The 23,945-nt window shown below is 46.7% G+C and carries 24 protein-coding genes; 1 reads left to right on the top strand and 23 read right to left on the bottom strand.

Annotated features, from left to right (window positions below; translation table 11 throughout):
- Positions 1-17: 17 nt before the first annotated feature.
- Positions 18-1,460, top strand: coding sequence for an extracellular solute-binding protein (locus tag ACGHCT_RS01435; RefSeq protein WP_173015675.1), 1,443 nt, complete (start codon positions 18-20; stop codon positions 1,458-1,460).
- Between the two features lie 84 nt (positions 1,461-1,544).
- On the opposite strand, the gene ACGHCT_RS01430 is transcribed toward ACGHCT_RS01435, so the two are convergent.
- The 23 genes from ACGHCT_RS01430 to ACGHCT_RS01320 form a co-directional block, all read right to left on the bottom strand.
- Positions 1,545-2,228: a D-lyxose/D-mannose family sugar isomerase gene (locus ACGHCT_RS01430; RefSeq protein ID WP_154261699.1), complete on the bottom strand. Its 684-nt coding sequence runs from the start codon at positions 2,226-2,228 to the stop codon at positions 1,545-1,547.
- Positions 2,229-2,305: 77 nt separating this feature from the next.
- Positions 2,306-3,154, bottom strand: coding sequence for a MurR/RpiR family transcriptional regulator (locus ACGHCT_RS01425; protein ID WP_226902426.1), 849 nt, complete (start codon positions 3,152-3,154; stop codon positions 2,306-2,308).
- A gap of 133 nt (positions 3,155-3,287) precedes the next feature.
- Entirely contained in the window at positions 3,288-4,142 is an 855-nt protein-coding gene (locus tag ACGHCT_RS01420) for a class II fructose-bisphosphate aldolase (protein ID WP_390437780.1), read from the bottom strand.
- 24 nt (positions 4,143-4,166) lie between these two features.
- A complete protein-coding gene (locus tag ACGHCT_RS01415) occupies positions 4,167-5,378 on the bottom strand; it encodes an ADP-dependent glucokinase/phosphofructokinase (RefSeq protein WP_390437778.1) in 1,212 nt (403 codons plus the stop codon).
- Between the two features lie 36 nt (positions 5,379-5,414).
- Positions 5,415-6,275: a ketose-bisphosphate aldolase gene (locus ACGHCT_RS01410; protein WP_154261703.1), complete on the bottom strand. Its 861-nt coding sequence runs from the start codon at positions 6,273-6,275 to the stop codon at positions 5,415-5,417.
- 45 nt (positions 6,276-6,320) lie between these two features.
- Positions 6,321-7,157 (bottom strand): carbohydrate ABC transporter permease, encoded by an 837-nt coding sequence (locus ACGHCT_RS01405; protein ID WP_154261704.1) that lies wholly within the window; start codon positions 7,155-7,157, stop codon positions 6,321-6,323.
- A 3-nt stretch (positions 7,158-7,160) separates the two neighbouring features.
- On the bottom strand, positions 7,161-8,042 hold the full coding sequence (locus ACGHCT_RS01400) for a carbohydrate ABC transporter permease (RefSeq protein WP_154261705.1): 882 nt from the start codon (positions 8,040-8,042) through the stop codon (positions 7,161-7,163).
- Positions 8,043-8,173: 131 nt separating this feature from the next.
- Positions 8,174-9,505 (bottom strand): ABC transporter substrate-binding protein, encoded by a 1,332-nt coding sequence (locus tag ACGHCT_RS01395; RefSeq protein WP_154261706.1) that lies wholly within the window; start codon positions 9,503-9,505, stop codon positions 8,174-8,176.
- Positions 9,506-9,522: 17 nt separating this feature from the next.
- Positions 9,523-9,684 carry a hypothetical protein gene (locus ACGHCT_RS01390; RefSeq protein WP_154257589.1) on the bottom strand — a complete coding sequence of 54 codons (162 nt, stop codon included), beginning with the start codon at positions 9,682-9,684 and terminating at the stop codon, positions 9,523-9,525.
- A 694-nt stretch (positions 9,685-10,378) separates the two neighbouring features.
- Positions 10,379-12,307 carry a lysine--tRNA ligase gene (gene lysS, locus ACGHCT_RS01385; protein WP_226902430.1) on the bottom strand — a complete coding sequence of 643 codons (1,929 nt, stop codon included), beginning with the start codon at positions 12,305-12,307 and terminating at the stop codon, positions 10,379-10,381.
- 13 nt (positions 12,308-12,320) lie between these two features.
- On the bottom strand, positions 12,321-12,803 hold the full coding sequence (greA, locus tag ACGHCT_RS01380; RefSeq protein ID WP_072854193.1) for a transcription elongation factor GreA: 483 nt from the start codon (positions 12,801-12,803) through the stop codon (positions 12,321-12,323).
- A 186-nt stretch (positions 12,804-12,989) separates the two neighbouring features.
- Positions 12,990-13,958 (bottom strand): tRNA dihydrouridine synthase DusB, encoded by a 969-nt coding sequence (gene dusB, locus ACGHCT_RS01375; protein ID WP_390437775.1) that lies wholly within the window; start codon positions 13,956-13,958, stop codon positions 12,990-12,992.
- 11 nt (positions 13,959-13,969) lie between these two features.
- Complete coding sequence (locus tag ACGHCT_RS01370; RefSeq protein WP_154257581.1) at positions 13,970-14,746, bottom strand: type III pantothenate kinase; 777 nt, start codon at positions 14,744-14,746, stop codon at positions 13,970-13,972.
- A 14-nt stretch (positions 14,747-14,760) separates the two neighbouring features.
- On the bottom strand, positions 14,761-15,126 hold the full coding sequence (locus ACGHCT_RS01365) for a DUF6145 family protein (RefSeq protein WP_390437773.1): 366 nt from the start codon (positions 15,124-15,126) through the stop codon (positions 14,761-14,763).
- Positions 15,127-15,152: 26 nt separating this feature from the next.
- Complete coding sequence (locus ACGHCT_RS01360; RefSeq protein ID WP_256280951.1) at positions 15,153-16,136, bottom strand: biotin--[acetyl-CoA-carboxylase] ligase; 984 nt, start codon at positions 16,134-16,136, stop codon at positions 15,153-15,155.
- A gap of 10 nt (positions 16,137-16,146) precedes the next feature.
- Positions 16,147-17,082 carry an ornithine carbamoyltransferase gene (gene argF / locus ACGHCT_RS01355; RefSeq protein ID WP_154257578.1) on the bottom strand — a complete coding sequence of 312 codons (936 nt, stop codon included), beginning with the start codon at positions 17,080-17,082 and terminating at the stop codon, positions 16,147-16,149.
- A 20-nt stretch (positions 17,083-17,102) separates the two neighbouring features.
- Positions 17,103-18,275 carry a patatin-like phospholipase family protein gene (locus ACGHCT_RS01350; protein WP_154257577.1) on the bottom strand — a complete coding sequence of 391 codons (1,173 nt, stop codon included), beginning with the start codon at positions 18,273-18,275 and terminating at the stop codon, positions 17,103-17,105.
- Between the two features lie 107 nt (positions 18,276-18,382).
- Positions 18,383-19,312: an SPFH domain-containing protein gene (locus ACGHCT_RS01345; RefSeq protein WP_072854186.1), complete on the bottom strand. Its 930-nt coding sequence runs from the start codon at positions 19,310-19,312 to the stop codon at positions 18,383-18,385.
- A gap of 2 nt (positions 19,313-19,314) precedes the next feature.
- Positions 19,315-19,746: an NfeD family protein gene (locus tag ACGHCT_RS01340; protein ID WP_154257576.1), complete on the bottom strand. Its 432-nt coding sequence runs from the start codon at positions 19,744-19,746 to the stop codon at positions 19,315-19,317.
- Between the two features lie 164 nt (positions 19,747-19,910).
- Entirely contained in the window at positions 19,911-20,726 is an 816-nt protein-coding gene (locus ACGHCT_RS01335; protein ID WP_154257575.1) for a cell wall hydrolase, read from the bottom strand.
- A gap of 277 nt (positions 20,727-21,003) precedes the next feature.
- On the bottom strand, positions 21,004-22,458 hold the full coding sequence (gene malQ / locus ACGHCT_RS01330; RefSeq protein WP_226902438.1) for a 4-alpha-glucanotransferase: 1,455 nt from the start codon (positions 22,456-22,458) through the stop codon (positions 21,004-21,006).
- A gap of 15 nt (positions 22,459-22,473) precedes the next feature.
- A complete protein-coding gene (locus tag ACGHCT_RS01325; protein ID WP_390437769.1) occupies positions 22,474-23,283 on the bottom strand; it encodes a TrmH family RNA methyltransferase in 810 nt (269 codons plus the stop codon).
- Positions 23,284-23,292: 9 nt separating this feature from the next.
- Positions 23,293-23,943 carry a TrkA family potassium uptake protein gene (locus ACGHCT_RS01320; RefSeq protein ID WP_154257572.1) on the bottom strand — a complete coding sequence of 217 codons (651 nt, stop codon included), beginning with the start codon at positions 23,941-23,943 and terminating at the stop codon, positions 23,293-23,295.
- Between the last annotated feature and the right edge of the window lie 2 nt (positions 23,944-23,945).

Below are 23,945 nucleotides of genomic sequence, written 5' to 3'. Positions count from 1 at the left end.
GTAGGGAGAATGTAAGTATGAATAGCAGAACACCAAAATATATCACCATTAAAAACAATCTGATTCATAAAATAGAAAGCGGCTGTTACCAGCCGGGAGACGCCATTCCTTCCGATAACGAATTAATGCGTACTCTAAATATCAGCAAAAGCACGATTACACAGGCATTAAAGACTTTGGAAGCAGAAGGCTATATCGTCCGGCAGCAGGGAAAGGGAAGCTTTGTCACTGACCGTACCCAGCTGCAGACTGTATTAAGTATTTATCTGTGTCCCATGGAAGAAAGTGAGAAGCAGTTCTGGACTCCCCTGATCGAGGCATTTAACGAAAGTAACCAGGGGTTTACGGTAAAAGGGACTTTTCTGTCTAACCAGAAAGCGCCCCTTAGAGATACCCTGTTCCAGAGCTTCACCAGCGGAAATGCTCCGGATATCCTCTCTCTGGACGGTCCGGATGTAGCATACTGGGCATATATGAACTCTCTTCTTCCCTTTGACGACTACATGGATGATGCCTTTTTAAGCTCATTCCTGGATCCTATCCTTCTTCAGGGCAGATTCCGGGGAAAGCTATATCACCTTGGTTATACAGAATCCACTCTATGTATTCTTTATAACAAGGAACTGTTTCACTGTCTTGGAATCCGCATTCCCTCCGGTATAGACGATGCCTGGAGCTGGGACGAATTTCTTTCCGTATGTAAACTTATTAAAGAAAAGACCTCTTTCCCCTATCCGCTTCTTATGGATTCCGGACGGGGGCTCTCCCCAAAGTCCGGGGAATGGAACAGCTACTCCGGTCTTCCTTTTATTCTGCAGAATAACGGCAGACTTTTTAATGATGACCTGACAAAAACTTCCGGTTATATCAATTCTCCGGAGTCTATTGCTGCAATGGATTGGCTGGGAAACCTGTTTCATAAATATAACTATACACATATTGAGGATGTCAGCGACAATTTTCCGAATAATTTTGCCATGAGCCTGTCTCTGCCTAATGCGTATTTTCAGTCATTAAAAGAAAATGACAATATAGGCCTCATTCCTCTTCCCCATGGAAAAAAAGCCGCCATCCCTCACGGAAGCTGGGGACTGTGTATGTCCCGTCAGACCCGGCACCCGGAACAGTGCTGCCAATTTATCCGGTATGTGTTCAGTTTGCAGAATCAGTTGAAGATCAGCAGGCTCACCGGTATTCCGGTATTAAAAGAAATTCATGAGGTAATGGATAGTTTTCAGACTGTTTCCAGCAATAACAATATACTGTTCTCACAACTGCGCCATTCCTCCTTTACAAGGCCGCAGACTCCGGCGTATCCGTTCTTCAGCAAACAATTTGCATATGCTTACTATCACATTGCAACTGGTGCAGATGTCCAGAAAGAGCTGACGCATTTATCCGAGCAGGTAGATGACCATCTGTTCCGTCATAATTATTATCTTAACGATAACATCAGCTGACATTATTTAGGAAGAGTTTCCGCAAGAAACTCTTCCTAAATGCCAGGTAACGGATTCACTCTGTTTCTGCATCAGCTGCCCCGGCTACTGTGCCTTCGGATACTCCGTACAAAGCAGACGGTAAGGTTTTTCGTCTTCCTCTATTTCCGGGAAACGTCCGATCGGCTCATAGAAACAGTTGTCATTCTCATCATCATTGCACATGGATACCTCCCCCAATAACACAGATCCGCCGGTCTCGGGAACAATAAAATCATGATACATATAAGGAGTAATGGTAATGCTCTGGCCCGGTTTTAAACAAACCTTGGTCCCTGCAGGAACCACCTCCGTCTTACCGTCCGTATGTACAGTCACATCTGTGTCCAGCATTGATTTATCCTCTGCTCCATTGTATACAGTGATATAGATATCGTTCCCGCCCCGGTTTATAATATCCTCCATCTTGTTCCAGTGATAGTGCATGGGTGCGGTCTGCCCCTCATACAGCATCAGAAGCTTCTCCGCATATGGCTTTGGATATTTCTCCGGCATCTTTTGATTCCCGTTACGGATCGTAAGAAGCGAAAAGCCTACTTTATCAAAGTTTCCAAGACCATAATCTGTAATATCCCATCCCAGGCAGTTGTCACGGACTTCATCGTATTCGTGGCCCATGTTCTGCCATTCTTCCGCAGTCAGTTTTGCAAACGGCGGTATCTCAAATCTATGTTCCGCAATTAATGCCTCCATATCCTTAATTACTTCATTGATTCTTGAACGTTTCATACTGTAACCCATCCTTTCTTAATATCCAAATAGCAGGGCACCTGTCCCTGCTATCTGTTTCCTCGCCTATAGCAAATTTATAGCTTATACTCTGATAAGATCATTTCAGGCCTGTCTGCCTGCTTTGTCTTAATCCATTCCTCATTGGTAACAAAGTTCAAAAGTGCATCAATAGTCGCCATCAGGTTTGTCTGTGCATAATCCTTGTAATAGTTAAAGGGCTTATCTTCCCCGCTGGACAGCAGCACATAATCCGCGAGTTCAGAGACCGGTGATTCTGCATAGTCAGTAATGGCAATCATCTTTATTCCCTTCTCCTTTGCCAATTCCATTCCCAAGATGACCGGTTTTGACGTACCGGATTTTGATATGGCTATCACAATATCATCCTGGTCCGCAAGATTCACATGGTTCATAAAAAATTCCGCAGAGGAGCCATAGGTGCTCCTGATCCCAAGCCTTCCCAGCCGAAATCCCATATATTGTGACATCGAACACGTATTGCCGATAGCGATTATATGCGCTACATTACATTTTTTCAGGAGATTCACGCAATTCCACATAATTTCTGCGTCCATTCTTCTGCCGATTGCAATCATATTCTCCGCATAGTCGTGAAACAGCTTTTCTATCGCCCCGATACTCTTTGGAATCACTATGTCCTCGTACTGTTTCTTTCCTAAGTCTCTTGCAAGAGTAATCCGAAACTGATAATATCCTGTGTATCCAATATGATGGCACATGCGCACAACTGTAGCATCGCTTACTCCGCTTTGCTTTGCGATCTCCGAGACATTGGAGTCTACTGTCTTCTGCGGATTCTGCAAAACAAAGTCAGCTACCTTTTTTTCTGCTGCAAATATCTCGCCGTACTTTTGTTTTATCACATCAAGTACTTCCATCTGTAATATACTATCATTCTTCAAGGTTCTCTGCTCCATACGTTATTTTTGTAAATACTTCGCGAATAATTATTGATTTAATAATATCACATATGCTATCCTCTGTCACCCTCATTCCCGCGGGCACCTGTATCTTTGCATCTTTTGCCCCTTTCGTCTAAAAATGGCAGAGGGTTTTCAGACGCTCCTCTAAGTAAGGCTGTAATCTTCCCTGCACGTACTCCGGAAGATTAATAATTTTCACCGGATCCGGGTTCTCTGCATTCTCAAGAGAAAACGCAGCTACGGCATCATAATATTTGCCCAAAAATTCTGTTCCCAGATTAAATTTATTGATTCCCTTTGAAAAAGCAATCAGCAGCTGGTCATCCGGTATGCCGCTTCCTCCATGCAGAACCAGGGATACATCAGTAGCCGCATGAATCTCCTCCAGACGCGGTATATCCAGATGAGGAGTGTCCTTATATTCACCGTGTGCATTTCCGATAGAAACTGCCAGAGAATTCACGCCCGTCTCTCTGCAGAATTTTTCTGCCGCATCCGCTTTTGTATACAGATCCTCATTCGCATTGTCAGAGGCTGCCGCCGCTCCCACGTGACCAATCTCGCCCTCTACACACACACCCAGCTCGTGTGCCTTAAGAACCACTTTTTTGGTCAGTGCAATATTGGTATCCAGGTCGTTCATGGACCCGTCAATCATAACAGATTCAAACCCTGCCCCTATGGTATTCATAATTGCATCATACGTAAAATCGTGATCCGCATGCAGCCCAATGGGCACTTTCACCTCGCCTGCCAATTCCTTTACCATGGCCGCATAATTTGCAAATCCTGTTGTATGCTGAACGGTAACATGCTCCGGGTACAGCATAACCATTGCCGGTGTGTTAGCGGCTTCAGCAGCATATACAACCGCTCTTGCCATTGTATAATCCATGCAGATGAATGAGATTACCGCAGTATTGCTCTCCCTCGCCATCTTTAAGATATTTTCTGTTTTTTCATACATTGTGTTTTCTCCTTCATATGATGTCTACTTAAATCTGCTTTCCTTCAGCAGACCCGGCAGAAGCCCGCCGGCAAACGAATCGCCCAGGCCGACTACCGTCGGTTTCTCCACATAGCTCAAATCTTTACAGGGGATACAGTAAATCTTGTCTCCCAGACTCTCTCTCATCCTCTCACAAAATGCCACGCCTTCTGTTTTATCCGGTATGTCTTTGGTCTGTTCAAAGTCTTTTACTGTAAAGTTGTCTCCCATTCTAAACCGTGTTGCCGCCATCGTAACTCCCCCCTCCAGAGCAGCCCGCATCGTGCACGCATTTTCCCCGTAAACCAGTGCCCACGCGGCAGAATGAACCAGAATCAGCTTGATGCCGGAATTGTCATAGACATATTTCACAGCATCTTCCACTGCTTTTGCGTCCAGTATATCAATTGTCTTTCCGATATACTGCTGCAGTTCGTCTTCATTCATACTTAGCACGTCAATCTGAGGCGCCAGCTTCCGGTGGACATAGGTGCGGAATTCCTTTTTTACATAACATCCGTCCTCCATTACCACTACCGCATCCCCCGGCAGATAGGACAGCAGTGACTTTGTCTTCTCCATCCTGTCTCTCAGCACCTCCGAATCCAGAAGCTCCGAAAATGACCCCAGCAGGAATACCTGGCATCCTCCGATCATTTTTCCGAACTCATCCGGCAGAACAGGCATATGCAGACTGTCTTCATCCCTTGAGATCAAGATCCTGTTTTCCCTTGGGGTAACAAAATCAATGTCATTTGCCTGAATCCTCACACCCTTATGGCACTGCAAAACAACGTGCGGATATATCTCGTTCTGATCCGGCCCCACCCCCGGCAGGACGCGGATACCCGGCGGCATCAGCCGTTTTACATGTTCATTGTAGCAGCTGGTTTGCAGCACACTGGGATAGCCCAGGCGTTCCAGAATAATGCCGGCACGGGTAGGGGTTCCTCCCAAGGTCACCTCATATTCAAAATGATTTGCAAACTCCACACACATCTTGGATGTGTCCGGAACCATCTCACATCCGATTCCAGCCTGCAAATGTGCAAGACTCATAATCCAAATTGCGCGTTCTGAATCAACTTCGATATCCAGTTTCAGTTCATCCGCGTGGATATCAAATGCCTTAATCTGCGCTTCTGCCACCTGTGTATCCCACTTCAGCTCATAATCTACGCAGGTATGAAAGCCCAAAGCAATTTTCTCATTCATTCTGCAGTCTCCTTCGGTCTCATATAGTGCTCAGTTTTAGTAAAGTGATGCTTTCCCTGATGCCTGGAACAGTTCAATCTTGTCAAAAGCGACTTTCTTCATAGCTTCCACGCAGGGCGGCTGAATCTGGTTTGGTTCGCGAAGAGAAGCATCCTGAAGAACCTCTCTCATTTTCTCATAGTAAGCCGCTTTAATGTCGCTTGAAATGTTAATCTTATTTACGCCGTGCTCTACAGATTTCGCGATTTCGGAATCTTTATTCGAAGATCCCCCGTGAAGTACAAGGGGTACATCCACAACCTTTTTAATCTCATCCAGAATATCAATACGGAGCTCCGGCTTCTTATCTTTCGGATAAATACCATGGCAGGTTCCGATTGCAATCGCCAGACAGTCAATCCCTGTTTTCTCAATAAAATCCTTTGCCTGCATGGGATCTGTATATAAGATCTCATCCGGTGCCGTTGTTTCCACAGAATCTGTATTACCGATGGTGCCAAGTTCCCCCTCAACAGAGACGTCAACCCCATGAGCTGCCTCGCAGACCTTTTGACATGTAGCAACATTTCCCTCGTATGGCTGGCTGGAAGCATCGATCATGACAGAGGTAAATCCGGCGCGGATTGCGGTAATCACCTGCTCGAAGGTTCCGCCGTGATCCAGATGGATCACAGCAGGAATGGAAGAATTATGTACTCTCTCAACAATCCCCTTTACCATCTCCGGTGTAATATGACTTAACTCGTCCGGGTGAATTGCAATAATCACAGGTGCATTTTTTTCTTCAGATGCCTCCATAATGCCGTTAAACATATTGTAGTCACTAATGTTGAATGCAGGTACGGCAAAGTTGTTCTCATTTGCTACGGCAAGTAATTGTTTCATGTTCATTAACATAATTATTCTCCTCTTTTCTTTAAATTAATATATATCCATTTTCCATCAGCCCTTCACACCGCCGGAAGACATGCCGGCTATAAAGTATTTCTGGAAAAAGATAAACAGAATCAGCACAGGTATCGATCCCAGCACACTCATGGCCATCATCTGGCTCCAGTCATATGCATGCTGGCCCATCAGCAAGTTGATACCGATTGGAACGGTACGCATATCGGTTGTCTGTGTCAATGCCAGCGCAAACAGATATTCATTCCATGCCTGCATAAACGTGTACATTCCTACGGAAACCATTCCCGGTATAGATATTGGTACTAATACGGACCAAAGAGCTTTCCATCTGGACCCGCCGTCGATCATGACCGCCTCGTCCAGTTCCCTGGACAGAGTATTAAAATAACCTGTCATCATTAAAATACAATAGGGCAGCGTAGTGATCAGATAGGTAAGAATCAGCGCAAAATATGTATTAAACAATTTCATTGCCACAATCAGACCCATATACGGTATGAGCAGTACAATGGGCGGGATTGCCTGAACGCTGACAATCAGCGAATTGAAAACGCCTTTTCCCGGAAAATCAAATCTGCTGAATGCATATGCGGCAAGTATTCCAACAAACAAAGTCAGCAGCACTACACATCCCGCCACGATATAACTGTTTATAAAGAATCTTACCTTTGTGGAGTCCGTCAGCACTGCTGCGTAGGACGATAAGCTGGCTGTCTTATCCAAAAATTTGGGAGGCCATGAAAAGATTTCTGAATTCGATTTTAGGGAAGAGCAGACCATCCACAATATTGGAAATGCTGAGAACAGGCCTCCCAAAACCAAAAGAATAGAAACTATGACCTTCGTTGTTTTTTTATAACTTCCAACCATCCCCTATTCCCTCACTTTCTTCTGCTGTCTCACATAGAATACTGCAATAAATATGCAGACCACGAGCAATATGGTAGCTGCCGTTGCGGCCATGCTATAATCCACCTTCTGGAACGCTTTTTTGTAAATATATATACTCAACGTCTCTGTTGCATTTACCGGACCGCCCCCAGTTAACATCCAGATAACATTAAAGGACTGCAGCGTCCAGATAAAATCTAACATCGCGATACTAATCAAAATCGGTTTTAATTGCGGAATGGTAATATGAAGAAAGCTCTTAGCAGCCGTTGAGCCGTCAATAGCCGCGCTTTCATACAAGTCTCCGGAGATTCCCTGCAGGCCTGCAAGAATACTAATCATATAAAACGGATATCCGCACCAGATATTGATAAAGCAGATAACAGCCAGCGCGATTGAGCTGTTGCTCAGCCACTCGGTATTTCGGGATATCTGCGGAAAGATCGACAGGAGATAATTTACAATACCCGACGGCTGTAACATCAGTTTCCACAGAATCGCAACAACGGATGCGGTAAATACCCATGGAAGAATATAAATAACACGGGCTATTGTTTTTGTCCTGCTTTTAAAATATTTGGAATTCAGCAGCATTGCAAACAGCATGCCCAGAATTAAATGCGCAACTACACTTACCACTACAAAAATTATGGTATTAGAAATTGCTCCTATATACTCGTTGTCTGCAAATATTGTTTTATAATTTTCTAATCCGATAAACTGCGGGTTCTGCGAGACGACAGCTTTATCCACAAAAGAGTAACCGATTACCATGCAGATAGGGATTACCATAAAAACAATCATAAGCAGTATCGTCGGGGCAAGATATCTGTATGGTGCAGTTTTCTTTCCTGTTAACTTCAAAATCAGTCCCTCCTATTATCCTATTTTAACTTTATGGACCAAAGATTCTTTCACTAAAGTTAAAGCTGCTTCTTAGAAATGGGGGGCAGGGATTACCCCCGCTCCCCATTCTTATTTTACTTCCTCATTATTTACTTTCCTGCGGCGTCAAGGTAACCCTGCCAGTTAGAAAGCAGTGTATCGATGTCAATTTTACCTTCAAGATATGTGGTCAGATCGTTTGTCATAGAGGTCATTACATCGGATGCGTTAGGAAGTCCAATAAATTCATTGATTACATAATTTTGTTTGTATAACTCATAGTAATCCTGGAACTGTTTAGGCGCCTTGCTGTAATCCGGTTCAGCAACCGTACTGTTCGGGAATGCTGACATTGTAGCCGCCAGACCTGCAGATGCAGAACCATCTTTTCCATCAATGCCCCCAAGCAGGTAGTTGATGAACTTAGCTGCTTCTTCTTTGTTTTCACAGGAATCTGAAATACCTACTGCCCAGCTTGCATAGCAGATACCGCTCTTATCCTTGAAATCATCTTTTACCGGGATTGTGGTAGCTTCGAAATTGATGTCAGTAAACTGGCTCATGGTAGCTGCAGATGCCACTGTAAATGCACAGTTGCCTGCTGCAAAGTTACTTGTCATCTCAGACTCTTCCAGTGTGCTCATACCCGGATATAAAGAACCGTCATCGTAAAGTCCCTTAAACATTTCAGCGAGAGACGCCAGACCTGCATTGTCTTTTGTCTTGTATGCTCCGCTTTCATCCTTCAGGCTGATTCCTGAACCCCAGCCGGTTCCCATAAATACGTTCTGGATTCCATTAGCGTTTGTGGTTCCAAGGTTTAACGCGAATGCAGATTTTCCTGCATCTGTAATCTTCTTACATGCGTCCCTCAGTTCAGTCCATGTGGTAGGAACTGTTTCAACTCCGGCCTCTTTCAGAATATCCATATTTACATACATCGGATATGCAAAGTTCAGGACAGGAACCACGTAGCCTGTACCATCTACTTTCCAGATGTCACTTGCAAGGCTGCTGTCTACACCTGCATCTTCTACGTTGGTCAGAACACCCATGTCAACAAATTCTGAAAGCCACGCACCATCCACGCTTATGATATCTGCGATGGTGCCATTTGTTGCGCCTGCTGTGATAGCTGTCTTTGTATCCGCCCATGGTGCTGTTAACAGCTCAACTTTCACGCCTGTCTCTTCTTCATATTTGGCACAAATATCATCCAGATATCCTTCCGGAAGTTCTGCGCCCCACCACTGCTGGAACTTCAGCGTCACGTCACTTTTAGCGTCAGATCCGGTTTCATCGGCTTTTGCTTCCGTTTTGGTATCTGTTTGGGCATTTGTTTTTTCTTCTTCCTTGTTGTCTCCGCAGGCAGCCAGACTTACCATCATAATACCCATCAAACCAACGGCAAGTCCTCTTTTCATGATTGTACTCAGTTTCATAATGACTCCTCCCTAATTTAGTCAAATATTTTACTTTTTTCATTTTGCTCAGTTCTCAGAGCAATGAGCGAAATGAATGAACATTTCTCTGCATAGATGCCGGTCAACTCCATGCCGGGGATCACAGCGGTCTTGCTGTGCCTTTCTGCAATGTTCGCGTCCTGTGTGTTACAATTCATTTCATACCTCCGCTGTTCCATAAGATTTTTACTAACCGGCAAAATCAGTAATCTTATTTGCTGAGGGTTTGTCTATCAGCCACCTTTCCCGGGAGCCCCTGTCTTTGGATGATACAGGAAACCCCTTTATTATTTTCGCCCCCATGCATGTAATTTAATTTCATATACTGTCGAAATTTGTTAGTTTCAGTGTCAATTTTTATTTGTTATGCATGTTTGGCTGTTTCATCGTGTAATTTTATTTTATCACTATTTTACAATAAGTCAATATTAAGCTTTCATATCATTTATTTTTATGCATAATGTACAACATCATTCTGTTTACTACGAAATTACATGAAATAATATTTCTCATTCATCCAGAAATATTATTTCACCGTTTACATGCATGAACCGGACAACCCCCTATTTTAGGCTCTTTTGGGCCTGCTTTCAGAGCCTTTAACACTGAAATGTTTCAAAAATAAAAGTAAGGGAACATCCGCACCAATAGTTTGGTATAATGTCCCCTTGTTAATTATTTCTATATGTACCCTAAGTGTCTGGAAATTCTCCACCATCCCTAGCATGCCTTTTCGCACTTACGGTTCCGGCTTTTTTCTGAGCGGCGCATGCAAAAAGACACCTTCCTAAAATTTTTTTTAGAAAAGTGTCCTTTACCGTACCATCTATTCGCTTACTGGTTCGCCAGGTTTTAATACAGCTTTGCTCCCGCCGGAATCCGGTCATCTACCATCAGAAGGTTTAACCCTTCTCTGCCCTCTTCCTCATGTACTGCCGAAATGAGCATACCTTCAGAATCAACGCCCATCATCTTTCTCGGCGGCAGATTTACAATGGCAATCGCCGTCTTTCCCACCAGCTCTTCCGGTTCATAATATTCGTGAATGCCGCTTAAAATTGTACGTTTTCGGTCTGTTCCGTCATTCAGAGTGAATTTCAAAAGCTTTTTACTCTTGGGAACAGCTTCGCACGCTTCAATCTTCACAGCGCGGAAATCAGATTTGCTGAAAGTGTCAAAGTCAACCACTTCTTCAAAGAGCGGCTCAATCTTCACGTTAGAAAAATCAGGCTTCTCCTCTGTTTTTACTTCTGGTGCAACAGCTTTTTCCGCCTTTGCCTCGCCCTTTTTCGTGTCCAGTGACTTCATCGTGGGGAACAGCAGCACATCTCTTATAGCCGCTGAATCCGTCAGCAGCATAACCATCCGGTCAATTCCGAATCCGATGCCCCCAGTCGGCGGCATTCCGATTTCCAGTGCATTCAGGAAATCTTCGTCTGTATGGTTCGCTTCTTCATCACCCTGAGCAAGAAGCTCTTCCTGTGCCTGGAAGCGTTCCCGCTGATCGATGGGATCGTTCAGCTCCGAGTATGCATTGGCCAGCTCCCATCCATTCATGAAGAACTCAAAGCGCTCCACATATTCAGGATTGCCCGGTTTCTTCTTTGTAAGGGGAGATATCTCAATGGGATGATCCATAACAAAGGTTGGCTGGATCAAATGCTCTTCCGCAAATTCTTCGAAGAACAGGCTCAGGATATCTCCCTTTTTGTGCCTTTCTTCAAACGCTACGTGATGTTCCCTGGCAGCTGCTCTTGCCTCCTCCAGGGTATGAATCTCATTAAAATCAACGCCGGCATACTTCTTCACCGCGTCCAGCATAGTGATGCGCTCAAAAGGTTTGCCAAGATCCATCTCAACGCCATTGTAGGTAATGGTTGTGGTACCCAGTACTTCCTGAGCCACAAAACGGTACAGATTCTCCGTAAGGTCCATCATACCGTTATAGTCAGTGTACGCCTGATACAGCTCCATCAGGGTGAACTCCGGGTTATGTCTTGTGTCCAGTCCCTCGTTGCGGAATACCCGTCCAATCTCATATACCCGTTCCATTCCGCCTACAATAAGCCTCTTTAAATATAATTCCAGAGAGATTCTCAGCTTAAAATCCTCGTCCAGCGCGTTAAAATGCGTCTCAAAGGGACGGGCGGCTGCTCCTCCTGCGTTGGATACCAGCATAGGTGTCTCCACCTCCAGGAATCCTTCCTGGCCCAGGTATCTGCGGATGGCGCTGATAATCTGAGAACGCTTGATAAAAGTATCCTTGACTTCCGCATTCATGATCAGATCCACATATCTCTGGCGGTAACGGAGATCTGTGTTGGTCAATCCGTGGAACTTCTCCGGAAGAATCTGCAGACTCTTGGACAGCAGCGTAACTTCCGCAGCATGGAGGGAGATTTCACCTGTCTTTGTCTTAAATACCTCGCCTCTGATCCCCACAATGTCGCCAATGTCCATCTTTTTAAAATCTTTGTAGGGTTCTTCCCCAACGCTGTCCCTGGCCACATAGGATTGGATTCCCCCCTGCAGATCCTGTACGTTGCAGAAGGATGCCTTTCCCATAACGCGTTTGGACATCATACGGCCGGCAATGTTTACCGTCTGTCCCTCCAGCGACTCAAAGTTATCTTTGATTTCCTGGCTGTGATGTGTTACATCGTATTTTACAATTTCAAAAGGGTTCTTGCCGTTTGCCTGGAGGTCCGCAAGCTTCTCCCGGCGCACCTTTAATAACTGGTTAATATCCTGTTCCTGTGCATTTTTCTGCTGCTGTGCCACTTTTTCCACTCCCTTATACGTTTCTCTGTATTTCCAGAACTTTATATTCTATAATGCCGGACGGCATTTCCACACTTACCGTTTCCCCTGCTCTGGCCCCGATTAGAGCCTTGCCCACAGGAGACTCGTTGGAAATCTTTCCTTCCAGACTGTTCGCCTCTGTAGAGCCAACAATTTTAAACTCAATATCTTCTTCATATTCAAAGTCGTGTACCTTTACCTTACATCCAACACCAATCTTTTCAAGATCCACTTCATCTTCCACTACGACTTCTGCATTTTTCAGAATCTTCTCAATCTCTTCAATACGGGCTTCAATATCGCGCTGCTCATCCTTAGCTGCATCGTATTCAGCGTTCTCTGACAAGTCCCCCTGCTCTCTCGCCTCTTTAATCTTCTGTGCCACTTCTTTTCTGCGGTATACCTTCAGGTCCTGAAGCTCATCCTCTAATTTTTTCAGTCCCCCATAGGTAAGCAAGTTCTTCTTTTCTTCCATGTCTTATTCTACACCCTTTCTTACATATTAAAATTCTTGTCTTTCATGTTAAAATTTATGTGATAAATGCTTAGACTTTTCCTTTTAACAATCACAGTATTATAGCGGATACCAGAGGGATTGTCAAGGTTTTTCATGAAGTCGCAATTGGGGACAGGCCACTCTCAAAAAGGGACAGGCCATCCCTCATTTGGGACGTGTTCTTTTTAAAAGGAACACGTCCCTCTCCAGGTCCTCCAGACTCTCGATCTGGTTTACTCTCTCTCTCAGCCTTGCGGAATGGGGAAAGCCGGCGGTATACCAGGCAACATGCTTTCTCATCTCCCGGATTCCTGTATATTCCCCTTTGCACGCTATCTGCAGGCGGGCATGTCGGAGTATCATATCTGACACTTCATCCGCTATCGGTTTGGGTTCTGTTTCTCCGGTGCGGAAGTAATGGAGAATCTGGTGAAACAGCCAGGGATTCCCCCGGGCGGCACGCCCTATCATGATTCCGTCGCATCCTGTCTCCTCCACCAGGGCTTTTGCCCGCTCGGGGGAGTCTACATCTCCGTTTCCTATGACTGGTATGGATACTGCCTCTTTTACCCGGCGTATAATGTCCCAGTCTGCCTTCCCTGAATAATATTGTTCTCTGGTTCTCCCGTGAACGGCAACTGCCGCCGCTCCGGCATCCTCTATAATTTTGGCTGTCTCCACTGCGTTTACACTGTCTTCTGTAAAACCCTTCCGTATTTTGACGGTTACCGGCTTAGAAATTGCTTTAACCGTTTTGCTCACTATTTCGTGAATCAGCCTGGGATTCTTCATAAGAGCAGACCCCTCTCCGTTATTCACTACCTTCGGAACCGGACAGCCCATATTAAGGTCCAGAATGTCAAAGGGCCGTTCTTCTATTTTCTTCGCCATCTCACTGATAATATCGGGATCTGATCCGAACAGCTGAAGGGCAACAGGGCGCTCCCTCTCATCTATTTCCATGAGCGCCTCTGTATTCTTGTTTCCGAAATAGATGGCCTTCGCACTGATCATCTCCATACACAGAAGCCCCGCCCCCTGTTCCTTGCACAGCAAACGAAAAGGCAGGTCAGTTACCCCTGCCATAGGTGCCAGAATCAGGTTATTCTCCAATACTACGTTGCCAATCTGCATGATTTTGCTACCTATCTGTCTTTCTTTGTTTTCTCGTAAATAATTTCCAGTCCCTTAAGGGTTAACTGGGTGTCATAGATGTCGATCATATCTGTCTCATCCGCTATAATTTTTCCCAGTCCCCCGGTCGCCACTACCTTGAGATTAATGAGGCCGGACTCCTCTTTTACCTTCTTAATGATATATTCGGTTTGTCCAATGTATCCGTACACAAGCCCCGCCTGCATGCTGGTGATGGTCTCCTTTGCCAGAATAGAGACAGGCTTTTCAATGGTAATCTTGGGAAGCTTAGCCGCGTCCTCCCAAAGAGCCCGGGCGCTGATCTCGATCCCGGGAGAAGTGATACCTGCCACAAAACTTCCGTCCTCCGTAATCAGATCATAGGTAGTAGCTGTCCCAAAGTCAAGAACAAGCACAGGCCCGCCGTACAGCGTGTATGCCGCCACGGCATCTACAATGCGGTCCGCTCCGATTTCCTTGGGATTTACTGCGCTTACCCGGATGCCTGTCTTTGTTCCAGGTCCTACATGAATGGGTTTTATGTCAAAGTATTTGATAATGCTGCTGCTGAGTGAGTGCATCACATCCGGCACTACCGAACTAATGATGACATCTTCGATCTCATGCCTTGAGATCCCTCTATACTCAAGCATATTACACATTAGTATCCCGTATTCATCCGATGTCCGGGACATTCTGGTGGTCATCCGATAGGTCCCCATCAATTCCTTTTCCCGGAATACCCCCAGGGTAATGTTGGTATTGCCTACATCGATTACTAGCAGCATGTCATCTCCTCCTCTTATTTTGTATCTTGTCTGTCCTCTTCCATGTCCTCTTCCATATCCTCTCCCAGGAAGAAAACCCGGTAATATAATTCCAGGGATTCCAGAAGCTCTCCCTTAGTTCTCTGCAGTTCTTTTATCTTAAGGGCGCTGCCAATCTCATCAAACATGGCATCCGCCTCCAGTGCTTCCACCTTAAATTCCAGGTTCCCGTCCTCATCATATTCCAGTGTGAGTATTCCGCCCACATCCTGTGTAAACAGCACACACATGATATGGAGCTCATCCTGAATGGACTGGGGAAGGGCGGCAAAATCCTGGTTAAAATAGTATTTTTCCTCATATGCACTTGCACCGCACAATACTACTCTGTCATCATACATAACCTTACCTCTATTTTCTGCAATTCTTACTCTGTATATCCATACAATCCCCGCACAGAAACCTCACCGGCAAAGACCCTGGTCACCGTTCCGTCCGTTCTCTCCACCAGCAGTTCCCCTTTCTCGTTAATTCCATGGGAAATGCCGGAATAATGTCCCTTGGGATCCAGCACCTTTATCTCTTTTCCGCAGTTAATCAGATGCTTATGGTAGTCCTCCAGAAGAAGCTTCAAATCCCCTGACTCCAGAAAACGTCCGTAGTTTTCCTCAAACCGTTTTAGAACTCCTGCTATGAGAGCCGCGCGGCTGTACATCCTGCCGCTTTCCAAAAAAAGAGAAGTAGCCACATCCTTAATTTCTTCGGCAAATTCCTTCGTGTTCACATTAATGCCGATCCCGGTGACCACGTATTCAATATACCCCATCTGCGCGCTCATCTCTGTGAGAATCCCGCACACCTTTTTTCCCGCCACTACAACATCATTGGGCCACTTAATCTGTGCCTCCAATCCGGTTTCCCCGGCTATGGCCTGGGCAACGCTGAGTCCCGCCACTATAGTAAGCATGGAAGCTTGTTCCGGGCCGAACTCGGGGCGTAGGAGGAGACTCATGGCAATGGTCGTTCCTCTGGGGGTCACCCAGCTTTTCCCCCTTCTGCCCTTCCCTTTTGTCTGGACATCGGCTACCGTAACGGTTCCGCTGGGGGCGCCGTCCTCCCCGGCCCTTTTGGCCCAGGTATTAGTGGAATCCACCTCATCCTGATACAAAAGATTCTGTCCCAGCCACCGGGTATTCAGACGGCTTATAATCTCTCCTTTTTGTATAACATCCGGAGCCTCAACCATATGATAACCCTTATTCTGCGCAGCCTCAATAACATATCCCTGCTCTCGCAGCTGCTTGATCGTCTTCCACACGGCGGTCCGGGAGACGCCCAGGATCTCGCACAGCTCCTGTCCGGAAACGTATCCCGGCGCCTCCCTCAATATCCTTAATAGTTCACCTTTCATAATAGAACAGCTACTCTCCTAAAGTTGCCACCATAACAGCTTTAATGGTGTGCATACGGTTCTCGGCTTCATCAAATACCACAGACTGGGCAGATTCAAATACCTCTTCTGTCACTTCATTTCCTTTTACCGCGGGGAGACAATGCATGAAGATCGTGCTGTCCTTTCCGGTCTTTTTCATAAGCTCCGCATTAACCTGATAAGGCTTCAGGAGCTCCACACGTTCTGCTGCCTTGCTCTCTTCTCCCATGGAACACCACACATCGGTGTAAATGACATCTGCCCCTGCCACATCATCCGTGGATTCTGAGAGGGTTATAGCAGATCCGGCCTGGTCCGCATATCCCTTACAGAGCTCCACCAGTTCCTCCTTGGGCCACAGAGCCTTGGGCGCTATAATTGTGAAATTAACCCCCATTTTGGCGCAGCCAATCATCAGGCTGTTTGCCATATTATTTCTCCCATCCCCCAGATAGGCGAAGTTCAGTCCTTTCAGGGTTCCCAGATGTTCCATCATAGTCAGAAAATCTGCCAGTATCTGGGTGGGGTGATAGTCATCGGTAAGTCCGTTCCACACAGGAACACCGCTGTACTTGGCCAGCATTTCCACGTGCTCATGCTTGAATCCCCGGAATTCAATCCCGTCAAACATACGTCCCAGAACTCTCGCCGTATCCTCAACACTCTCTTTGGCTCCCAGCTGGATATCGTTGGTTCCCAGATATTCCGGATGCGCGCCCTCATCGGTACACCCCACAGTAAACGCACATCTTGTGCGGGTAGAAGGTTTCTCAAAAATTAGTGCAATATTCTTTCCTTTCAGGCTGTTTCCCAGAATCCCCTGCTTTTTCTTAGCCTTTAGATCAGCTGCCAGATCCAAAAGCCCCTGGATCTCCTCCGGCGAAAAATCCTTTAGTGTTAAAAAATTACGTCCCTTTAAATTCATTCTCTTATCCTCCTGCTTATTTATATTAATATATCCTTAGAAATTATCTGCACAAACGCAGGCACAGGATCTCCCACAAGACGGTACAGTCTTCTGTTCACCTCATGCTGCAGTTCCTTCAGCGTATAGATTCTGTACTTCTGCACTCTGCACATTTTTGCCGTGGCCTCAAGCATTGTCAGATACAATTCCCTGTAAGTCCATTCCTTCCCCAGCTTTAGTTCGGATGCAATGGCTGGTAGTATCACTTCTATAAGCGTTCTCACTTCCATTCCCTCTGCCGGTTCCATGTGATAGGTTTCCAGAAGATAGTCCATAATGATTCTGTCCACGTCAATCAGCTGCTTTAAATAATAACACTCTTCCTGATTTTCTTCAATATAATATATTCGCCCCCCCAGGCCGTAGATAGCCCGCATGGCATCATAGTAGCCGATCCGCATATTCCTTCGGCTCTTCTTGCTGTCAAAATCAATGATATTTCCCAGCTGAACTCTGGGAGCAACGGTAATCAAATTCGCATCCTCCGGCAGTTTTACCTTCTTTTCTCTGCCCACTCCATAGATCCGAATCATAATAATATCTTTGTATCCCCGATCCACCAGGGAGCCCAGGGGAACGTTGTTTATGGCCCCTCCGTCAATATATCTCTTTCCCCGGATTTTCTCATTTTTAAATACGGGAAACAAATAGGCGCTGGCCAGGAGGAAATCCTTCATGAGAGATTTGTCTACCTTTTTCAGATCAACATCCAGTTCCTTCAGCTCATCTACACAAAAAGTTAGTACATAGAGCTCTATGGGGGAGGCAAGGATGGCGTCCTCGTCAATGTTTTTGGCTATCAGCTCCTTCAGGGGGGTAATATCCACCCCTCCTTCCGTCATAAATGCCAGGCCATCGCTGAGGGCTTCCGCAAGGCCCAGCTCCCCGTTAAACAGCTGCGCCATTTTCTCATCGTCCACATCCATAATCCTGGAATATGATATGGTTTCCCACACTTCCTCCGCATTTTCCAGATCTCCCATGCACATAAGAGCGCCGTTCAGTGCCCCTACGCTGGTGCCTGCAATCCCTTTGATCTTAACACCTGCCTCCACCAGGGCCTTCCACGCACCAATCTGATATGCGCCCTTTGCGCCGCCCCCCTCAAGCACAATTCCATATTCTTTTGTCATGTCTATTACTGGTAACATAGGACTGCCTCCCTGCTGCAATTTGACTGGTTTACTGTCCGGTGTGGTTCAGGATAACAAAGAACGGACGTATCGTCAGTGATACCTCCGTTCCCGATGTTCGGTTTCTATTTTTCCTTATCCTTCATAACCTCGGCCAGCGAGGATGCAAGTCCTGCGATCCCCTGAATATCTGACGGAATAATAATCTTAGTGGCCTTGCCGTCAGCCGCCTTTTCGAATGCCTGCAGACTCTTGATGGTCAGCACCGCATTGTCAGCTCCGGCCTCCCGGATCATGCGGATTCCCTGTGCATTCGCCTCCTGAACCTTCAGAATCGCCTCTGCCTGCCCCTCTGCCTCACGGATCATCTTTTCCTTCTCTGCCTCCGCCCTCAGGATAGCAGCCTGTTTCTCAGCCTCAGCGTCCAGGATAACGGATTCTTTTTTACCTTCCGCTACCAAAATGGTGGACTTCTTCTCACCCTCAGCGATAAGGATTGACTCCCTCCGCTCACGCTCTGCCTTCATCTGTTTCTCCATGGCATCCTGAATAGCTGACGGAGGAATGATATTCTTAAGTTCCACGCGGTTCACCTTTATGCCCCATGGGTCTGTGGCAATATCCAGGGATGCTCTCATCTTTGTATTGATAATCTCTCTGGATGTAAGGGTCTCATCCAGTTCCATATCGCCGATAATATTTCTCAGAGTAGTAGCTGTCAGATTCTCAATAGCCATAATAGGGTTCTCCACGCCATAGGCGAAGAGTCTCGGGTCTGTAATCTGAAAGAATACTACCGTATCAATTCTCATGGTTACATTATCCTTGGTAATAACTGGCTGGGGGGCAAAATCCACCACCTGCTCCTTCAGATTCACCCTCTTGGCTATTCTCTCAATAAAAGGAATTTTAAAATGAATGCCTACGCCCCAAGTACCCCGGAACATCCCAAGGCGTTCTACAACAAGAGCATGTGCCTGGGGAACAATTTTTACACAAGATGCCAGTACAATCAATGCCAGGATGATAAAGACTAATAAAACGATAAATCCCATAACTAGTTCTCCTCTTCTACAATCAGTTTTACGCCCTCAACGGTTACTACATTTACAATCGCATCCTTAGGAATAATTTTGCCGTTCTGGGATCTGGCAGTCCACTCAAGGCCATTCATCTTCACCTGCCCAGTTCCCTGAATATTATTGATCTCCTGAAGAACCACTGCCTTCTGCCCGGGAAGACTTTCCACATTGGTCTTTTCCACCTTCTTGTTGAGCAATCGGGCAGCTGCCGGTCTTGTAAACACTAAAAGAATGAAAGATACAACAATAAACAGTGTAATCTGCAGCCACAAAGGACCTCCCACCAGGGAAACAAGAAATGCAACGAGGGCTCCGCCGGCAAACCAGATCGTTGTAAGCCCCAAAGTCGCAATCTCAATAATCAACAGTACTGCCAGAATCACAAGCCATATAATAGGTACTTGCATAATATCACCCCTCTTTGTCCGTTATTATTTTTGCTCATTCTTTGTTATATCATACTATAACAGACACAAAAATACAATGGGGGACGTGTTCCTTTGAAAAAGAACACGTCCCCTTTTGCACTCAGGGTGTCCCAAAATCGGACAGCCCTGTCCCTTTTTTGTTTTTAATAAAAATGCTGATTTCCTATCTGTATTCCCTTGCCGCTTCCGGCGCTGAAAAAGAGCTTATCTCCAACTGTGTTGGCTCCGTTTAATACGTCTCTGGCTGCTTCGTAACAGTCCTCCCTGGCCCCTCTGGAGAGTACACGGGAAAGTTTTCCGCTGGCCACCGGTGAAAACTGGCCTCTCTGGTAGATAACCTCAGAGATAGTGTTGGGGAATTTGCTGCTGTTTACTCGGTTCATAACTACCGCACCAACTGCAACTTTTCCTTCGTAGCTTTCCCCTCCGGCCTCACATTCTATAATGGCCGCCATGAGATCCAGGTCATCCTGGCTGACGGAAACTGCTGTCTCCGCGGTCTCTTCACTTTCCTGTTCCTGGCTTCCCGGCTCCTCCTGGGGTGCTTCCGCCTCCTGAGGACGGGCTTCTATTACTTCTGCCCATACAGATATGTCTTCCGTGCCATAGGTACTAACATAGAGATCTCTTGCTGCTTCCTCGGATACCAGAAGGTCTCCGCGTATGTACCCTTCCACATCACCGGAAGACACCTGAATCCATCCGTCCTTTTCCCCAACCGCTACGGCTACGCCGCCTTTGGGAAGACGTCCGACTCTCTGACTGTTGATAGATGCATCCACCCGGATATTGGCATAAGTGTTCACATCTGCTGCTACTTTATCTGTCCAGACCGCTTCTGTCTGGGTGTTATCGGGGGTATCGCCTGTGGTATCCGCGAAGGTGGGAACTGTCATTGCCAGGGACAACGCCAGCGCACCGCCCATACTGTATACTACATGTTTTGTTCTTGCTCTCATACTTACCTCCTGAACAATTTCTATAAATTTTAATTTTGTTTTTTGAAATTGTTACAAACTTATTAATTTTTGTTACGGATGTATTGTAGCAAGATTACGTATTATTGTCAAGCGGGTATTTTCTGTCACTTTTTGGAAAGGAAGGGGAGGGGACGGAAACCGGCAGGGCCCGGGGATGGCAAGGCAAAGCACAGGCAGAGATGCTTGCTGCTTTGCCTTGCCATCCCCGGGCCCTGCCGGTTTCCTGGATATACAAGACGATACTTTTTATTTTTTGTTATGTTCTGTTAAAATATGGGGTCCATTTTTTTAGTGCCTGCCGCATTTCCTGGTAATCCGGAAGTTTCCACTCCCAGTTGGGGCTTCCCACGGTGGATGGGGTGTTTAGCCTTGCACGGCTGTCGTACTCCAGCAGGTCTGCGGCGGGGAGGATCGCGTATTCGGCTGGACTTGACAAGGCATAGGCTATGAGACGGCTGGCAGGGGTTCCGTTTTTAAAACCATTTTTCTTCAAAAATCGGCGAATTTTACGTTTTTTGGCAGCTGTTTGCTCCTGATACCAGCCGCGGATCGTGTCATTATCGTGGGTTCCGGTGTAGATTATCATGTTTTCTGTATCCCTGAACCTATCCCTGGCATATTTCCCCTGGGTGTCTATGGTAAATTGAAGAATCTTCATTCCCTTCAGATGATAGTGTTCCTTCAGCGTATGGACCTGGGGGCGGAGTTCTCCCAGATCCTCCGCAACGAGGGATATCTCGGGAATCTCCCGGTAAAGGGTGTCTAAAACCTCATATCCGGGAGCCTCCACCCACTCACCTTCAATGGCTGTGGGGCAGGAGGCGGGAATCTTCCAGAACGTGTCGAAGGCCCTGAAGTGATCGATTCGGATAATGTCGAACAGCCGGCTGTTATACTCCATACGGTCTGTCCAGAAACGGTACCCGGTTTCTCTCATATAGTCCCAGTCATAAATCGGATTCCCCCACCTCTGGCCGTCGGCGCTGAAATAATCCGGCGGCACTCCGGCGATAAAAGACGGATTCCCCTCTGCATCCAGGAGGAAGTTCTCTTTCTGCGCCCAGACATCCACAGAGTCCACCCCCACATAAAAAGGAACATCCCCCATAATCCGGACTCCCTTTTCATTGGCATACTGCTTCAGCTTCATCCACTGGCGGAAAAAAACATATTGAAGGAATATCTGGTATCGAATCTCCCCTTCATAAGGCGTTACATCTGCCGTTCTTTCCTCCGGCCATGCCTTAAGCTCTGCAGGCCAGATATTCCAGCAGGCATCCCCCTCAGCCCTGCGGAACGCCCGGAACACTCCATACTCTCTTACCCAGTCCTGCCGGGCAAACTTCAGATATTCTTCATCCTCCTGAAAAGCTGAAAATGCATTTCTCAAAATGGCATCCTTATACGCTCTCACTTTCCCGTACCGGATACGCTGCCCGTCTTTCCAGGGACCAGCCGGTGGTATGTCTGTCAGCAGCCCCTCCTGCCTCAGTTCCTCCAGACTGATATAGATTTCATCTCCGGCCCTGGAAGAGTAGGGCTGATAAGGGGAATTCCCATACCCCAGAGGGGTTAAGGGAAGAATCTGCCAGATTCCTGCCCCGGCCTCTGCTATCATGTCAATCCATTCATATGCAAAAGTCCCCAGTTCTCCAACCCCCGTACAGGAAGGAAGAGATGCCACTGGGAGCAAAATACCCGTTTCTTTCATTATGTTCCGCCTCCTTTAACCTCTTCTCTGCCTGTATGCTTCATAGGCCAGGATCCCGCATGCCATAGCGGCATTCAGGGACTCTACCTGCCCGCACATAGGTATTCTAATCTTCACATCCGCCCCAAAAGACAGAGAATCAGACAGGCCGTTCCCCTCGTTTCCTATAAAAAATCCTGTACCCCTGCTATAGTCCTGCCTGTCATAGTCGCTGGTCCCCCTAAGGTGCGCGGCATAGGTAGTAATTCCCGCATCCTTCAGACGGGGCAGTATCTCCAAAAGAGAGTCCGTATAGAGAAACGGAACCCGGTAAACAGAGCCCATGGTAGACCGTATCACCTTAGGATTATAGATGTCCACGGTACTTCTGCTCATTATCACACCGGTAACCCCTGCCCCCTCTCCGGTTCTCAGGATAGTTCCCAGATTACCCGGATCCTGGAGATCTTCCAGAAGAAGCAGGAAGGGCGGCCCCTCTTTGGTATTCCCCCCAAGGACCTCCTCGAGGGTATACTCCATCTGCTGCATAACACAGAGAATCCCCTGGGGGGTCATGGTATCCGAAAGGCCTTTAAACACTCTGTCCTCCACCACTTCTGTCCCCTGACTGTCCGGGCTGAACCCCTTACTCTCCAGCAAATCTCTGTGTTCCTTTTTTTCCAGAAAACTTTGGGAACAATATATTTTCTTAATTTTATCTCGTGGGGCCTCGGCGAACATTTTGCTGCCCTCCACCACAAAAAGCCCCTGCTCCTTCCGGGCCCTGGGCTTTTTCTCCAGCTGTACAATATTCTTAATCTGGGGATTGGATGTACTGGTAATCATATCTTCCACCTACCTCTGCAATCTGGCAAGACTCTCATTCTCACCTACTATCATTAACGTCTGCTCTCTAAGAAACGGTTGGTCCGGCTTTACATTTACCTGCACATCGTCTCCCACCTTTACGCCAACTACATTCACCCCAAATTTATCCCTGAGGTTCAGATCGATTAAAGTCTTCCCTGCCCATTCCTCGGGCACCGGCAGCTCAGCCAGACTAAACTTGGAGGAGAGCTCAAAAAAGTCAACGAATCCCCCTGACATCAGGTTCTTGGCAACCCTGGTTCCCATGGACCATTCCGGATGGATAATCTCATCCGCGCCTACTTTCTTCAGGATGGTTGCATGGAGCTTGTTCACAGCCTTCGCCATGACATACTTCACGCCTGCCTCCTTCGCAAATATAGTAGCCATAATACTGGCCTCCATATTCTCGGCAACCCCGACAACCACCACATCCACATTGGAGATTCCAAGAGATTCCAGAACCCCCGTCTCTGTAATGTCCGCCCGGGCCGCATAGGAAACCTCCTTGGCAATGCTATGCACAATTTCTTCATCTGTGTCCACTGCCATTACCTCAAAGCCGGCTTTTGCCAGTGTCTCTGCCACTGCATATCCAAACTTACCCAAGCCGATAACTGCGTAGGATTTCTTTCCCATAT

This window comes from Lactonifactor longoviformis (assembly GCF_042848515.1).
GTDB lineage: Bacteria > Bacillota > Clostridia > Lachnospirales > Lachnospiraceae > Lactonifactor > Lactonifactor longoviformis.
This window is presented reverse-complemented; position numbering and strand designations above follow the sequence as displayed.

Bases quoted from the DNA above. Each gene is read 5' to 3' on its own strand.
- ACGHCT_RS01435 (WP_173015675.1), top strand. From the start codon at position 18: ATGAATAGCAGAACACCAAAATATATCACCATTAAAAACAATCTGATT.
- ACGHCT_RS01430 (WP_154261699.1), bottom strand. From the start codon at position 2,228: ATGAAACGTTCAAGAATCAATGAAGTAATTAAGGATATGGAGGCATTA.
- ACGHCT_RS01420 (WP_390437780.1), bottom strand. From the start codon at position 4,142: ATGTATGAAAAAACAGAAAATATCTTAAAGATGGCGAGGGAGAGCAAT.
- ACGHCT_RS01415 (WP_390437778.1), bottom strand. From the start codon at position 5,378: ATGAATGAGAAAATTGCTTTGGGCTTTCATACCTGCGTAGATTATGAG.
- ACGHCT_RS01410 (WP_154261703.1), bottom strand. From the start codon at position 6,275: ATGTTAATGAACATGAAACAATTACTTGCCGTAGCAAATGAGAACAAC.
- ACGHCT_RS01405 (WP_154261704.1), bottom strand. From the start codon at position 7,157: ATGGTTGGAAGTTATAAAAAAACAACGAAGGTCATAGTTTCTATTCTT.
- ACGHCT_RS01395 (WP_154261706.1), bottom strand. From the start codon at position 9,505: ATGAAACTGAGTACAATCATGAAAAGAGGACTTGCCGTTGGTTTGATG.
- ACGHCT_RS01390 (WP_154257589.1), bottom strand. From the start codon at position 9,684: ATGAATTGTAACACACAGGACGCGAACATTGCAGAAAGGCACAGCAAG.
- greA (WP_072854193.1), bottom strand. From the start codon at position 12,803: ATGGAAGAAAAGAAGAACTTGCTTACCTATGGGGGACTGAAAAAATTA.
- dusB (WP_390437775.1), bottom strand. From the start codon at position 13,958: ATGCAGATTGGCAACGTAGTATTGGAGAATAACCTGATTCTGGCACCT.
- ACGHCT_RS01370 (WP_154257581.1), bottom strand. From the start codon at position 14,746: ATGCTGCTAGTAATCGATGTAGGCAATACCAACATTACCCTGGGGGTA.
- ACGHCT_RS01365 (WP_390437773.1), bottom strand. From the start codon at position 15,126: ATGTATGATGACAGAGTAGTATTGTGCGGTGCAAGTGCATATGAGGAA.
- ACGHCT_RS01360 (WP_256280951.1), bottom strand. From the start codon at position 16,136: ATGAAAGGTGAACTATTAAGGATATTGAGGGAGGCGCCGGGATACGTT.
- argF (WP_154257578.1), bottom strand. From the start codon at position 17,082: ATGAATTTAAAGGGACGTAATTTTTTAACACTAAAGGATTTTTCGCCG.
- ACGHCT_RS01350 (WP_154257577.1), bottom strand. From the start codon at position 18,275: ATGTTACCAGTAATAGACATGACAAAAGAATATGGAATTGTGCTTGAG.
- ACGHCT_RS01345 (WP_072854186.1), bottom strand. From the start codon at position 19,312: ATGGGATTTATCGTTTTATTAGTCTTTATCATCCTGGCATTGATTGTA.
- ACGHCT_RS01340 (WP_154257576.1), bottom strand. From the start codon at position 19,746: ATGCAAGTACCTATTATATGGCTTGTGATTCTGGCAGTACTGTTGATT.
- ACGHCT_RS01335 (WP_154257575.1), bottom strand. From the start codon at position 20,726: ATGAGAGCAAGAACAAAACATGTAGTATACAGTATGGGCGGTGCGCTG.
- malQ (WP_226902438.1), bottom strand. From the start codon at position 22,458: ATGAAAGAAACGGGTATTTTGCTCCCAGTGGCATCTCTTCCTTCCTGT.
- ACGHCT_RS01325 (WP_390437769.1), bottom strand. From the start codon at position 23,283: ATGATTACCAGTACATCCAATCCCCAGATTAAGAATATTGTACAGCTG.
- ACGHCT_RS01320 (WP_154257572.1), bottom strand. From the start codon at position 23,943: ATGGGAAAGAAATCCTACGCAGTTATCGGCTTGGGTAAGTTTGGATAT.